The 13675-nt window shown below is 68.0% G+C and carries 14 protein-coding genes and 1 tRNA gene; 6 read left to right on the top strand and 9 right to left on the bottom strand.

From position 1 onward, the window contains the following. The first annotated feature begins 194 nt into the window (after nt 1–194). From FIF60_RS11255 to FIF60_RS11240, 4 genes are all read left to right on the top strand, one after another. Nucleotides 195–959: a hypothetical protein gene (locus FIF60_RS11255; protein WP_144186176.1), complete on the top strand. Its 765-nt coding sequence runs from the start codon at nt 195–197 to the stop codon at nt 957–959. After that, nucleotides 956–1351 carry a phage holin family protein gene (locus FIF60_RS11250; protein WP_144186175.1) on the top strand — a complete coding sequence of 132 codons (396 nt, stop codon included), beginning with the start codon at nt 956–958 and terminating at the stop codon, nt 1349–1351. Before FIF60_RS11255 ends, FIF60_RS11250 begins: the two co-directional genes overlap by 4 nt. Beyond that, nucleotides 1348–2379, top strand: coding sequence for a DUF3618 domain-containing protein (locus tag FIF60_RS11245; protein WP_144186174.1), 1032 nt, complete (start codon nt 1348–1350; stop codon nt 2377–2379). Before FIF60_RS11250 ends, FIF60_RS11245 begins: the two co-directional genes overlap by 4 nt. Before the next feature lie 112 nt (nt 2380–2491). After that, on the top strand, nt 2492–3388 hold the full coding sequence (locus FIF60_RS11240; RefSeq protein ID WP_144186173.1) for a YihY/virulence factor BrkB family protein: 897 nt from the start codon (nt 2492–2494) through the stop codon (nt 3386–3388). A 181-nt stretch (nt 3389–3569) separates the two neighbouring features. Here the strand turns inward: FIF60_RS11240 and FIF60_RS11235 are convergent. From FIF60_RS11235 to gatC, 9 genes are all read right to left on the bottom strand, one after another. Next, nucleotides 3570–3662: transfer RNA gene (locus FIF60_RS11235), tRNA-Ser, on the bottom strand. A gap of 64 nt (nt 3663–3726) precedes the next feature. Next, nucleotides 3727–4845: an AI-2E family transporter gene (locus tag FIF60_RS11230; RefSeq protein ID WP_144186172.1), complete on the bottom strand. Its 1119-nt coding sequence runs from the start codon at nt 4843–4845 to the stop codon at nt 3727–3729. Between the two features lie 24 nt (nt 4846–4869). Beyond that, nucleotides 4870–5514: a glutathione S-transferase family protein gene (locus FIF60_RS11225; protein ID WP_144186171.1), complete on the bottom strand. Its 645-nt coding sequence runs from the start codon at nt 5512–5514 to the stop codon at nt 4870–4872. 91 nt (nt 5515–5605) lie between these two features. Next, a complete protein-coding gene (locus FIF60_RS11220) occupies nt 5606–6958 on the bottom strand; it encodes an alpha,alpha-trehalose-phosphate synthase (UDP-forming) (protein WP_144186170.1) in 1353 nt (450 codons plus the stop codon). Continuing rightward, nucleotides 6955–7686 (bottom strand): trehalose-phosphatase, encoded by a 732-nt coding sequence (gene otsB, locus FIF60_RS11215; protein ID WP_144186169.1) that lies wholly within the window; start codon nt 7684–7686, stop codon nt 6955–6957. Before otsB ends, FIF60_RS11220 begins: the two co-directional genes overlap by 4 nt. 91 nt (nt 7687–7777) lie before the next feature. Continuing rightward, nucleotides 7778–9229, bottom strand: a complete 1452-nt coding sequence (gene gatB / locus FIF60_RS11210; protein ID WP_144186168.1) for an Asp-tRNA(Asn)/Glu-tRNA(Gln) amidotransferase subunit GatB — start codon at nt 9227–9229, stop codon at nt 7778–7780. Next, nucleotides 9226–9717 (bottom strand): hypothetical protein, encoded by a 492-nt coding sequence (locus FIF60_RS11205; protein WP_144186167.1) that lies wholly within the window; start codon nt 9715–9717, stop codon nt 9226–9228. Before FIF60_RS11205 ends, gatB begins: the two co-directional genes overlap by 4 nt. Before the next feature lie 7 nt (nt 9718–9724). After that, nucleotides 9725–11203 carry an Asp-tRNA(Asn)/Glu-tRNA(Gln) amidotransferase subunit GatA gene (gatA, locus tag FIF60_RS11200; protein ID WP_144186166.1) on the bottom strand — a complete coding sequence of 493 codons (1479 nt, stop codon included), beginning with the start codon at nt 11201–11203 and terminating at the stop codon, nt 9725–9727. Continuing rightward, nucleotides 11203–11499, bottom strand: coding sequence for an Asp-tRNA(Asn)/Glu-tRNA(Gln) amidotransferase subunit GatC (gatC, locus tag FIF60_RS11195; protein WP_144186165.1), 297 nt, complete (start codon nt 11497–11499; stop codon nt 11203–11205). Before gatC ends, gatA begins: the two co-directional genes overlap by 1 nt. Before the next feature lie 70 nt (nt 11500–11569). On the opposite strand from gatC, the gene ruvX reads away from it, so the two are divergent. Beyond that, nucleotides 11570–12034 (top strand): Holliday junction resolvase RuvX, encoded by a 465-nt coding sequence (gene ruvX, locus FIF60_RS11190; RefSeq protein ID WP_144186164.1) that lies wholly within the window; start codon nt 11570–11572, stop codon nt 12032–12034. Between the two features lie 52 nt (nt 12035–12086). Then, nucleotides 12087–13592: an ABC transporter substrate-binding protein gene (locus FIF60_RS11185; RefSeq protein WP_144186163.1), complete on the top strand. Its 1506-nt coding sequence runs from the start codon at nt 12087–12089 to the stop codon at nt 13590–13592. Nucleotides 13593–13675: the final 83 nt, after the last annotated feature.

Genomic DNA, 13675 nt, shown 5'->3' with positions numbered 1-13675 from the left:
AAGGATGCTTATGCACATAGGACCGGGCGGGCAACGGCGGGGACGAAGCGCGGCCCCAGCAGAGCCGAAGCGTGCGCGGTGACAAAACCGTGATGACTACACTTGGAACCTCATCTGCGCCCGATCCGTTCCGGTCAAGACAGGGAGTCGCTGTCGACGCGCGACGAAGGTCGCCCACCACGGAGGTAGCGCCCATGGCCACCCCATCGGACCCGAATGCACAAGACCCGCGTGCCAGACCATCCGACGACGCACGGGCGGGTTTCTCTGACGCCGAGGCGGACGGCAAAGATCTTGCGCACGACCTGCGGGACAAGGTCGCAGGCGCCGGGGAACGCCTCACCGAGAAAGCCGGCGAGGCGGTGGACTCGGCGCTGAGCCATGTCGAAGGACTGGCCGCGGACAGCAAGGACGCCGGTGCGGAACAGTTGTCAGGCGTGGCGAGCGCCTTCTTGACCGCGGCGGATGATCTGGACAGTTCCTCGCCGGAAATAGCGCGCCACGTGCGCTCGGCAGCCGAAGCGATTGACGGGATCTCCGGCGCGATCCGGGAGCGTAGCGCCGGGCAACTGCTGCAGGACCTGTCCGGTTTCGCACGCCGACAGCCCACGGCCTTCTTCGGCATCACCGTGATGGCGGGGTTCGCTCTCGCTCGGTTCGCCAAGAGTTCGACGGAGCAATCACCCGCGCGTCCGCGACGTCATGACCGGTCGAGTGCGGCGCAAGACGTGGCGTCGGGATCGATGAGGCGTGACGTCGGTTCGGCGTCCGCACCGATGACGGCGGGACAGGCCAGTCTGCGTGGTGCCGCAGCGCAGCAGCATGGCAAAGGCGCGGGCGGACCGATACCGACGGGATCGCGCGGCACGCACGAGCCAGCCGCTGGCGATCGCGCCACCCGCCCCGCCGAAACCCGCGAGGCGTCAACCGTCAACGACCAGTCGGGGGCAATGCCATGAACCAGGACACTCAGCGATCGGTTCCCGACCTGCTCGGTGATCTCGTCGACCAGACGACGACCCTGGTTCGCAAGGAGATCCAGCTTGCCCGCGCCGAGTTCAGCGAGAACGTCTCCTCGATGGGCAATGCAGGAGCGACCATCGGTGCGGGCGCGTTCGTCATGCTCGCCGCCCTGATCATCCTGCTGCAGGCGGCAGTCGCCCTCCTTGTCGAGTATGCCGGGCTGTCGGCCACGGTTTCGGCGCTGATCGTCGGCGTTGTCGTTGCCCTTGTCGGATACGCCGTCCTGCGGACCGGTCTGAACCGGATGAAGGCGACAACCCTGGCTCCGGAGCGGACGATGAACCAGATGTCGCGCGATGCGGCAGTCGTGAAGGAGCAAGTGCTATGAGTGCGACAACGACGCATCCCGGTGGCAAGTCTGCTGACCAGATCGAATACGAGGTGGAGCAGACGCGCGCGAGCGTATCGGGAACGGTGGACGCGCTGCGCGACAAGCTGCAGCCCGGCCAGATTGTCGACGAGGTCGTGGACCGCATCTCGAGTTATGCCAAAGGGTCGGGCGGTGCGGACTTCGCTCGCAATCTGGGCACCGCGGTTCGTGACAATCCCTTGCCGGTTTTGCTGATTGGCGCGGGCATCGGGTGGCTCCTTTTGTCCAAGCAAGGCAGCGAACCCAGTTCGGTACACCTGCCCGCGGGTTATCCGGTGACGCGGCGCGCCGAGGCGGTGGGGGTAGATCGCGCCCCCACAGCCCAGCCTGGAGGCGAACGACGCTCGAACGTCGCAAGCGGCGTAGGCCAGGCTGCCGAGGCGATGGGTGACGCAGCCTCTCGCGCTTCCGGTTTTGTCAGGGATGCCGCGTCTCGAACGGCGTCGGCGGCATCGAGTGCGGTCGAGGCCGTGTCTGACGCGGGGGAGAGGCTCTACGACGCCGCTCCTTCGATGGGATCGCTGCGCGAGGGTGTCGAGACCGCGCGGGAACGGTCGACGGCGTTCGCGCGCCGGGCTGCCGACAGCTGGGAGGACCTTGCCGAAGCGCAACCATTGCTGCTCGGCGTCTTTGGCGTCGCACTCGGCGCGGCAGTCGGTGCAGCCCTCCCACGCACCCGGACGGAAGACCGGTTGATGGGAGAGGCACGGGACGCCGTCGTCGACCGCGCCGCCGCGACCTACGACGAGGTTCGCGAGGTTGTCGGCGAGCAGGCCGAGCAAGCCACGCAGAAGATCAAGGAGACCTATGCGCGCACGAAGGAGGAGCTGGATCAGGGAGGCACCGGCGACTCCCTGAAGAGGGCCGCCGACGATGTCGCCGAGACGCTCGAAGAAACCGCAAGCGCAGTTGCGTCGCGGCTGAAGCCTGGCGAGGACGAGCCGAGCGATACGCAGACCCCCTCCCGCCCGAACGCGCGATCATGACTGGCTGATCCGGGTGTGACGGAGGGTGCCCGCTCGGCCGTGATCCATCGTCCGGATGATGCGCGCAGGCGAATGAGAGCCAACCTCGATCGTCGCAAGGACGGATGTCGTCATGGGTGACATTCGGGCAATCCTGATGGACGCTGGCGAAGGGTTCATCGCGGATGAGTGCCTGACGCGCGGGGCTGGAATCGCCTATTTCACCCTTTTCTCCGTCGGGCCGCTGCTATTCATCGTGACCGGCATCGCTGGCCTGATGTTTGATCGGCAACAGATCGACAGCGCGCTTGTCGCTCAGCTGACGGGCATCGTCGGCGAGCGGGGTGCCGACGAGGTCAAAAGGATGGCTGATGGTGCGCTCGGCGATGCGCGCGGCGGCTGGGCGCTTGCGATCGGGCTGGTGACGCTCCTGATCACGGCAAGCGGCGCTTTTGCGTCACTTCAGTCGGCGTTGAATGCGATCTGGAAAGCCGAAATCCCCGAGGCCGATTCGATAGTTGAAACGGTCTCCCGACTGGTCAAGGCGAGAGCTGCAGCGCTCGGGCTCGTGGGAGCCACGGGGTTCGTCATGATCGCGTCACTCGCCGTCAGCGCCGCCATATCGTCTCTTGCATCATGGCTGGAGAGCGCCCTTCCCGGCGGGGCGGCGCTCGCTTTGCTCTTGAACACTGCGGTAACTGTCGCGATCCTAACAATACTGTTCGCTGCGATATTCCGAGTTCTTCCCGACAGGAAACTGGATTGGCGTGACGTATTCATCGGAGCATTTGTTACAGCAATCCTGTTCTCGATCGGAAAATGGGCGATCTCCGTCTACATCGGCTTCAGCAGCATTGATGCCGGTTTTGGCGCCGCTGGAGCGCTTATCATCCTGCTCGTGTGGATATATTATTCAGCGTTGATATTCCTGGCCGGAGCTGAATTCACGCGCGCTTGGGCCAACCGCCACGGAAGCAGGCGGACTGCGCCCATTCCTGCCAGATCGGACGAACGCGCTCAGCCGACGTAGGTTGAGAAGGCACTCGCCGCGCGCGAGCCTTCGCACATTCACCACTGCATTTGGTCGGCACAGAGGGAGCGGTAATGCCCTCTCGAGCCCGTAGGAGATTTCATTCGAAACCCCGAGGAGTCACTTGCGCATCCGTCCCAGCGAAGAAGCGTGGACACGAAGCGCGGGGGCCGGGAGTGGCTGGCGGAGGGGATGGGATTCGAACCCACGGTAGGAGTTGACCCCCTACAACAGTTTAGCAAACTGCCGCCTTCAGCCGCTCGGCCACCCCTCCGCCGAGAGCGGTGTGTGCACGGCATATGCAACGCCCTCGCTTCTAGCCGCCCACCCCCGGCACGTCAACGAACGCCCTCGTCAGGCGGTGGTGGTGGCGACAACGGCACGGCGACGGCCTTCTCCGTCCAGCGCTCGACGAGCCGCCAGGCAACGGCGAGCAACACCGGGCCGAGGAACAGGCCGAGGAAGCCGAAGGCGAGCAATCCGCCGATCACGCCGAGAACGATCAACAGGAAGGGCAGGTTCGCGCCGCGGCTGATCAGCCAGGGGCGCAGGATGTTGTCGGTCGAGCTCACCGCCACGCCGCCCCAGAGGAGCATGAAGATGCCCCAGCCCGTCTGCCCCTCGGCGAAGAGCCAGGCAGCGGCGGAGGCCCAGAGGATGGGGGCGCCAATCTGGACGATCGACAGAAGCACGGTCATGAACCCGAGCACCGCCGCCCCCGGCACCCCCGCGATCATGAAGCCGATCCAGGCAAGCACGCCCTGCATCATGCCTGTGCCGATCAGCCCCCAGACGACGCCGCGCACGGTGTCGCCGGTGAGCTGAAGCAGCTCGAGCGCGCCGTGGCGGCCGATGCGCTCGGCGATCGCCTTGAGCTTGACCACGAGCCTGTCGCCGTCGCGATAGAGGAAGAACGCGACGAGTAGAGCGAAGAGAAGCTGCAGAAGCCCCTCGCCCACGGAGAGCGCGAAGGCAAGCGCTAGGCGGCCCAGGAAGGTCGCGTGCGGCTCGATGAGGTGGCGGAGCGCCTCGCCCCCGCCGGCGAGCGCAGGCGCAGCCTCGGACCAGAGCCCGTCGATCGCCCCGCCGATCAGCGGCAGGCCCGCGAGCCAGGCCGGCGCTTCGAGCGGCAGGGCGGCGCCGATCCTCCGGGCGACGTCGCCCGCGCCCTGGAGGTTGGCCGCAAGCCCCGGAACGATTAGCGCCAGCGGCACGACGAGGACGAGGGCCGCGAGCAGCACCATCACCGCCGCCCCCCAGGTCCGCCCGATCCGTGGCGTGAGCCAGGCCTGGCCGAACCAGGTGGCGTGGACGAGCACGCCCGCGAGCAGGATCGGCGAGATGAAGGGCCGAAGGATGGTGAAGCAGGCGATGGCCAGCGCGCCGAGCAGGACGACGGCGATGCCGCCCTCGATCAGCGCGTTCCTGTCGCGCCAGCGGCGAGACTCCTCGGGCATCGCGGCCCTTCCCCGCCCAGGGCCTCAGGCAGCGACCGGGTGGCGCATGGGCACCGCGAAGCCGCGCTTGACGGCCGGCCGCGCCATCATCCGCTCGTACCAGGCCTTCACGTTCGGCACGGTGGCAAGGTCGACGCGGTGGCGCTCATGCCGCCAGGCCCAGCCGAGGATCGCGAAATCGGCGATCGAGGGCTCACCCTCCGTCGCGACGAAGTCGCGCCCCGCGAGGCGGCGGTCGAGCACGCCGTAGAGGCGGTTCGTCTCCTTCTGGTAGCGGGCGAGCGGGTGTGCACGTGCCGCCTCGTCCTCGACCTGGAGATAGGCGTGCACCTGGCCGGGGATCGGGCCGAACCCGCCGACCTGCCACATCAGCCACTCCCACACGGGGATGCGCGCCTCGGGGTCATCGGGCAGGAAACGTCCGGTCTTGGCCGCGAGATAGAGCAGGATCGCGCCGCTCTCGAACACGCTCACGGGCCGGCCCTTCGGCCCCTCGGGGTCGACGATCGCGGGGATCTTGTTGTTCGGGCTGATCCGGAGGAAATCGGGCGCGAACTGCTCGCCCTTGGAGATGTCGACGACATGGACGCGATAGGGCAGCCCCATTTCCTCGAGCGCGACAGTTATCTTGCGCCCGTTCGGCGTGTCGAAGCTGTAGAGGTCGATCATGCGTATCCCCGCGATGTTGCGGGGCGGACGCTAGAGTAAGCCGCGGCCGGGGGGAACAGCCCGCCTCACAATCGCCGAGCAAGGTGCCGCGTCAGGCGGCGCGGCCGACCGACGTGCCGGTTGCGTCGAGCGCGACGAGGAAGCGCTTCGCCCAGTCCGCCGCGCTGTTGGCGGCAAGCGCCGCGCGATCCGACTCCGCGCGGCGGCGGCGTTCCGCCTCCTCCATCCTCAGCGCGACGTCGAGCCCTTCTGCGATCTCGTCCGGGTCGTTCGGGTTGACGAGGATCGCGCCGCGGAGCTCTGCCGCCGCACCGGCGAAACGGGAGAGGACGAGGACGCCCGGATCGGCCGGGTTCTGTGCCGCGACGAACTCCTTCGCGACCAGGTTCATCCCGTCGCGAAGCGGCGTGACGAGGCCGATCCGCGCGATCCGGTGGAAGCCGGCCAGCGTGGCGCGCGGCAGGGCGCGCGTCATCCAGCGGATGGGGATCCAGTCGATCTCGCCGTACTCGCCGTTGATCCGCCCGGCGAGTTCGTCGAGCTCGCGGCGCAATGCACGGTACTGCGCCACCTCGTTTCGGCTGACCGGCGCGACCTGCAGGAAGGTGACGTTGCGGCGGTGCTCGGGAAAGCGCTTGAGCAGCGCCGCGTAGCCGCGGAACCGATGCGGCAGGCCCTTGGAGTAGTCGAGCCGGTCGATGCCGAGGATCAGCGACCGACCGCCGAGGCTCTCGGCAAGCCTCTTCGTTTCGGGCATCGCTGCGGCCTTCTCGGCATCCCGTGCGAAGCCCGCAGAGTCCATGCCGACGGGAAAGGCCTGAACCGGGGTGGCTACATCGACGCCGGCAAGCGCCTCGCGGAGATTGTTCGCATCCGCCTCGGTCTGCATGCCAAGCAGGTCGAACGCCCCGAGATCCTCGAGGATCCGCCTTCCCTGCGGCAGCGCATCGAACAGCGCGGCGGGCGGGAACGGCACGTGCAGGAAGAAGCCGATCCTCTGCCGGCAGCCGAGCGAGCGAAGCGCCGCGGCAAAGGGGAAGAGGTGGAAATCATGCACCCAGAGCACGTCGTCGGGACGCAGAAGAGGGGCAAGCGCCGCGGCGAAGCGGTTATTCACGGCCCGCCAGATTTCGTGATCCTCGCGGCGGAACTCGGCGAGCCCCATGCGGTAGTGCAGGAGCGGCCAGAGCGTGCCGTTCGAGAAGCCACCGTAGTAGCCGCGCTTCTCGGACTCGTTCAACGCGAGCGTGGCGTAAGTGGTCTGACCGACGGTGGTGATGCTTGGCACGCCCGGCGAGCCGGCTGTTTCTCCCGACCAGCCGAACCAAAGCGCCTCGCGCCCGGCGAGCGCCTCGGCGAGTGCGACGGCAAGTCCGCCCGCGTGCGGCCCGCTTCTGGGCTTCGGCACGGGGACGCGGTTGGAGACGATGACAAGCCGGCTCATGATCCATTCTCCGCTGCAATCGCCTCGAGCCAGGCGCGCACGCCGTCGGGGTCGCCGAAATGATCGGCCACGCGAAAGCCGCGCCCGCCGAGGCTTTCCGCCGCCGCGATCGCGTCCTCGTCCGTCACGTCGTCTCCCACGAAGAACGGAACGCGGCCGGCAAACGGGGGTTGCCGCATCAGCGAGACGAGCGCCCTGCCCTTGTCGGTTCCCGCCGGGCGGATCTCGACGGCCATGTGCGCGTGCAGAAGGGCGAAGCGCCGATCGGCCGAGACGAGCTCGGCGAGCGCCTCGGCGAAGCGAGGCAACGCGGGCGGGCAGCTGCGGGCGTGCAGGGTGAAGCCATGCGGCTTGCGTTCGAAGAGCGCGCCGGGATGGCACGCGGCGAGCGCCTCAGCGAGTGCGATCCAGGCCGCCGGCACCTCGGGCGAGGCTGCGTGCTCGAGCGGCCCGCCGGCCGTCCGGCGAAGCTCCGCCCCGTGGCCACCGGCCGCGGGAAGCCGAGCCGGAGCGAGGAAGCGGTCGAGCGTCTCGACGGTGCGGCCGGAGATCAGCGCCGTTGCCCCGCGCGTGCGATCGGAGAGCCGCGTGAGCAAGCTGGGCAGCTCCGCCGGAACGGTGATGCCGTCCGGCGTCGGCGCGATGTCGACAAGCGTCCCGTCGAAATCGAGAAACAGGGCTCCGCGCCGAGCGATGTCGCGCAGCGGTATCTCGTCAATTCCGGACATCCGAGGGGTCTACCGGAACAAGCCGGGAAAGACGACCCCTATCACGCCATCGTGAGCATTCGCGCTTCTGCTGGCCGAATACTTGGACCCGTCATCCGAGCTGCTTCTTCAGCACCTCGTTGACCAGGGCGGGATTGCCCTTCCCTGCCATCGCCTTCATGACCTGGCCGACGAAGAAGCCGAACAGCTTGTCCTTGCCGCCCCTGTACTCGGCGACCTTGTCGGCGTTCTTCGCCAGCACCTCCGCCACCGCGGCGTCGATCGCGCCTGTGTCGGTCACCTGCCGGAGGCCCTTGGCGTCGACGATCGCGACAGGGTCGTCGCCGGTCTCGACCATCGCCTCGAACACCTCCTTGGCGATCCGGCCGTTGATCGTCGCGTCGTTGATCAGGTCGAGAAGCTTGCCGAGCGAGGCCGCGGAAACAGGACTTTCCTCGATGCTGCGGCCGGTGCGGTTGAGGGCAGCGAAGAAATCGCCCATCACCCAGTTCGCGGCCTGCTTGCCGTCCCGACCCTTCGCCACGGCCTCGTAGAAATCGGCGGTCGCCTGCTCGGCGACGAGCACGCGCGCGTCATAGGCCGGAAGGCCGTAATCCTTCATGAACCGCGCCGCCTTGGCGTCGGGCAGCTCGGGCAGATGCGCCTTCAGGCCTTCCACCCAGGCCGGGTCGAGAACCAGCGGGAGAAGGTCGGGGTCGGGGAAGTAGCGGTAGTCGTGCGCGTGCTCCTTCGAGCGCATCGAGCGGGTGGTGCCGCGCGCGCTGTCGAACAGGCGGGTTTCCTGCGCGACCTCGCCGCCCTCCTCCCACACGGCGATCTGGCGCCGCGCCTCGGCCTCCACCGCCTGCATGACGAAGCGGATGGAGTTGACGTTCTTCACCTCGCAGCGCGTGCGGTACGCCTCTCCGGGCTTGCGGACGGAGACGTTCACGTCCGCCCGCATGGAGCCTTCCTCCATGTTGCCGTCGCAGGTGCCGAGGTAGCGGAGAATCTGCCGCAGCTTCGTGAGGTAAGCGCCTGCTTCTTCGGGAGAGCGTATGTCGGGCTCCGACACGATCTCCATCAGCGCGACCCCGGCGCGGTTGAGGTCGATGTAGCTCTTCGTCGGGTGCTGGTCGTGCAGCGACTTGCCGGCGTCCTGCTCGAGATGCAGGCGCGTGATGCCGATCTCCTTCGACGTACCGTCGGGCAGATCGATCGTGATGACGCCGGTGCCGACGATCGGGTGCTGGTACTGGCTGATCTGATAGCCAGCGGGAAGATCGGCGTAGAAGTAGTTCTTCCTGTCGAACCGGCTTTCGAGGTTGATCTGCGCGTTGAGGCCGAGCCCCGTGCGCACGGCCTGGGCGACGCATTCGCGGTTGATCACCGGAAGCATGCCGGGGAAGGCCGCGTCGACGAAGGAGACCTGCGTGTTCGGCTCAGCCCCGAAAGCGGTGGCGGCACCGGAGAACAGTTTCGCCTTCGAGATCACCTGCGCATGCACCTCGAGCCCGACGACGACTTCCCACGTCCCGGTGGTGCCTTCGAGTGTGTAGGTCATGACGATATCTGCTCCTTCGCCCAAGCGAAGACCCGGTCTTGTTGCATGTCAGCAAACGCCATGTGATTGGCATCGACAGCGATCCCAATCCGTTCGCAGCCAGAGATGAAGCCCTTAAGATTATCGTCGCGGAGCCTGCCATCACCGGCCGCTTGCTCCTTCGACACCACGATCGCAGAAAGGAGCGGCCATCCGTTGCGATGGCAGAACTCCAGCATTCGCTCGAGGTGCGGTGTGACGCTCCAGTGTACCTTTGACCAGTCGAGCCCGCTGGCGTCCGCCAAATCCTTGTAGGTGATCACCTTACCGTTTGTTGCGGCTGCGATGAGCACCGATTTCGTCTTCTCGAAATCGAAACCTTGGCCTTTCCGGCGTTCGCGCTCCTCAAGCGCGGCGAGGTAAAGAGGTGCCCCTGTGGCCCCCTTCGCACGATGGTTCTCGATCAGCGAATCCCATTCTGTGTCGGTCTTTGCAGCTAGGTCGGACATCTCACACTCACGCCCCCGCCCTGATCTGCGGCACTGCGCTGAACCCCGCCGCCTGCTCGATCGCCTCGGCGACGCGGAACACCGTCTCCTCGTCGAACGCGCGGCCCACCACCTGGAGCCCGAGTGGCAGGCCCTGCGCATCGAGCCCCGCAGGCACCGAGATGCCGGGAAGCCCGGCGAGGTTCGCTGTCACCGTGAACACATCGTTGAGGTACATCGTCACCGGGTCGTCCTGCTTCTCGCCGATGGCGAAGGCGGAGGACGGCGTCGCGGGCGTCAGGATCGCATCGACGCTCTTCCACGCCTCGTCGAAGTCGCGCGCGATCAGCGCCCGCACCTTCTGCGCCTTCAGGTAATAGGCATCGTAGTACCCGGCCGAGAGAACGTAGGTGCCGATCATGATGCGCCGGCGCACTTCCTCGCCGAACCCCTCGCCGCGCGTCGCCTCGTACTGCGCATCGAGGCTGTCGCCCGGAACGCGCAGGCCGAACCGCACCCCGTCATACCGCGCGAGGTTCGACGACGCCTCGGCCGGCGCGACGATGTAGTAGGTCGGCAGCGCGTACTTGGTGTGCGGCAGGCTGATCTCGTGGATGGTGCAGCCCGCCGCCTTCAGCCAGGCGATGCCCTGCTCCCACAGCGCGCCGATCTCGGGCGCGAGCCCGTCGAGCCGGTATTCCTTCGGCACGCCGATGCGAAGTCCTTTCACGCCCTGGCCGAGCGCGGCGGCGAAGTCGGGCACGGCGACGTCGGCAGACGTGCTGTCCTTCGGGTCGAACCCGGCCATCGAGCGGAGCAGGATCGCGCAGTCCTTCACGCTGCGCGCCATCGGCCCGGCCTGGTCGAGCGACGATGCGAAGGCGACGATCCCCCAACGCGAGCAGCGCCCGTAGGTCGGCTTGATGCCGACCGTGCCAGTGAACGCCGCGGGCTGGCGGATCGAGCCGCCCGTGTCGGTCGCGGTCGCACCAAGGCAGAGCCGCGCGGCCACCGCAGCGGCCGAGCCGCCCGAGGAACCGCCCGGAACGAGGTCGCGGTTGTCGCCGCGCCGCTTCCACGGGTTCACCACGTTGCCGTAGGCAGAGGTGGTGTTGGACGAGCCCATGGCGAACTCGTCGAGGTTGGTCTTGCCGAGGCACACCGCCCCGTCGCGCCAGAGATTGGCAGAGACGGTGCTCTCGTAGGGCGGGGTGAACCCCCCGAGGATGCGGCTGCCGGCGGTTGTCTGGATGCCGTCGGTGCAGAAGAGGTCCTTGATCGCGAGCGGGATGCCTTCGAGCGGCCCGGCCTCGCCCTTGGCGATGCGCTCGTCGGCGCGCTTCGCATCCGCCATCGCCCGCTCGGGCGTGGCGACGATGAAGGCGTTGAGCGAGCTGAGCTTCTCGATCGCGTCGACATGCGCCTTGGCGAGCTCGGTCGCCGAGATCTTCTTCGCCGCGAGAAGCTCGGTCGCTTCGGCAAGCTTCAGGTCGGTTAGCGCGGCCATCACTCGACCACCTTCGGCACGGCGAAGAACGCGCCGTCCGGCCCGATGCGCTCAGGCGCGTTGGCGAGCACCTTGTCGCGGATGTCGCCATCCGTCACCGCGTCCTCGCGCATCCGGAGTGCGAGGCGCGAGGCGCCGGAGAGCGGCGTCACGCCGTCCGTGTCCACCTCATTCAGTTGCTCGATCCAGGCGAGAATTCCGTTGAGCTCGCCCTGCAGCTTGGCGACCTCGTCCTCGCCGACGCGGATGCGGGCGAGCATGGCGATGCGGCGGATCGTATCGGCGTCGAGCGACATGCGCCGGGAACTCCTGGAACCTTGGGGCCTGGAAGCTTTGGGATCGAGCGGGCGGTGGTAGCATCCGGCCATGACGCTTGCCAATCTGGCCGATCTCCGCGCTGCCCTCCCCCGCGGGCAGAGGCTGATCGGCCTCGACCTTGGCTCAAGGACGATCGGGGTCGCGCTGTCCGACGTGTCGTTGACCATCGCGAGCCCCTATGGCGCGCTGGCACGGGCCAAGCTCGGCAGGAACGCCGCGGAGGTCGCCGCCATCGCGGCGAAGGAGGGCGCGGGCGGCATTGTCGTCGGCCACCCGCTCTCGATGGACGGTGCGGCCGGCCCCGCGGCCCAGGGCGCGCGGGACTGGGCGCTGGCACTCGCGCAAGCGACGAGGCTGCCCGTCGCGCTCTGGGATGAGCGGCTCTCCTCGGCGGCGGTGAACCGCATGCTGATCGGCGAGATGGACCTCACCCGCCGCCGGCGCGCCGAGGTCGTGGACAAGGCCGCTGCCGCCTACATGCTCCAGGCCGCCCTGGACGCCACGCGGCGTTGACAGCCCCCACGCATCGGCGTGTCGTGGCGGTCCAACACCCCTGGAGACGATGATGATGCGCACCGTGCTGGCCGCCGCCCTCGCCCTGTCCTTCGTGCCAGGCGCCATTGCGCAGACAACCCTCCGCATCGGCCTCGCGGCCGACCCGAACATGCTCGACCCCGCGCAGTCGGGCAGCGTCTATGAGCGCGTCGTGTTCTCCGCCCTCTGCGACAAGCTGATCGAGCTCGATGCCGATCTCCGCTTCGTGCCGCAGCTCGCAACCGAGTGGGCCTGGGGAGAGGACGGCAAGACACTCACCCTGAAGCTCCGCCAGGGCGTGCGCTTCCATGACGGCACGCCGATGGACGCAGCCGCCGTCAAGGCCAATCTCGACCGCTACCGCGAGGCGCGCGAGAGCCGCCGCAGGACCGAGCTCGCCTCCGTCGCCTCCGTCGAGGTGGTCGACCCGCTCACCGTGCGCCTCGCCCTCAAGGCGCCCGACGCGCCGCTTCTCGCGGTGCTGGCAGACCGTGCGGGCATGATGATGTCGCCGGCCGCCATCGCCTCGCTGGCCGAGCGCATCCACACCAACCCCTCCTGCTCGGGGCCGTTCCGCTTCGTCCGACGAGTCACGCAGGAGGTGGTCGAGCTCGAGCGCTTCCCGGAATACTGGGACGCCGGGCGCATCCATATCGACCGCGTGGAGTACCGCCCGATCCCGGACGGCACGGTGCGTCTCGTCAACCTCCGTTCCGGCCAGCTCGACCTCATCGAGCGGCTGTCGCCGAACGACGTCGCCGCGGTTGAGCGTGACCGGTCCCTGAGGCTGGTCGCCGGGCCGGCCATGGCTTTCCAGACGATGAGCATCAATGTCGGGGCCGGCGATCGCGCCAAGGGCCCGCTGGGGTCGGACCCGCGGGTGCGCGCCGCGCTCGAGGCGGCGATCGACCGCCAGGTGATCAACCAGGTTGCGCTCGAGGGCCAGTTCATTCCCTCGAACCAGTTCGAGGCGCCGAACACCACCTTCTGGGTGTCGGATCGCCCGGTTCCGCCGCGCGACGTCGCCCGCGCGCGCGCCCTGCTGCGCGAGGCAGGGCACCAGAAGGTCGCCTTCGAGCTGGCCGTGCCCAACACCCCGGTCGACCGCCAGGTGGCGGAGGTGATCCAGTCTATGGCCGCGGAGGCCGGGTTCGACATCTCCATCCGCGCCGGGGAGAGTGCCGCGGTCGTCGCCGCAACGCGTCGGGGGGACTATGACGCGGCGATCGCCATCTGGTCGGGCCGGCCGGATCCTGACGGCAACATCTCGATCTGGCTCCAGTGCGAGGGCTTCGTGAACTGGGGCAGGTACTGCAACCCGAAGCTCGACGAGCTTCTCGCCAGGGCGCGCGGCGTCACGGACACCGGGCAGCGCCGGGCCCTCTACCGCGAGGCGGCAGGCATTTGGATGGCGGACAGGCCGCACCTGGTTCTCTATCACCACAAGGGCCTCTTCGCCGCCCGGGCAGCCGTGACCGGCTTCGCCGCGCACCCAGACGGGCTGATCCGGCTGCAGGACGTGAAGGTGGCGCGGTAGCGGCGATCGCGCTTGACGCCGCCGCGCTGCGCGCGTTCCCTCCCGCCCCGTTTGAACGCGGGAGGATCGTGGTGGCCGACTCT

Origin of the sequence: Elioraea rosea (assembly GCF_007644105.1) — a bacterium.
Taxonomy (GTDB): Bacteria; Pseudomonadota; Alphaproteobacteria; order Acetobacterales; family Acetobacteraceae; genus Elioraea_A; species Elioraea_A rosea.
Note: the sequence above shows the minus strand (reverse complement) of the source record. Positions and strands in the feature narration are given on the sequence as shown.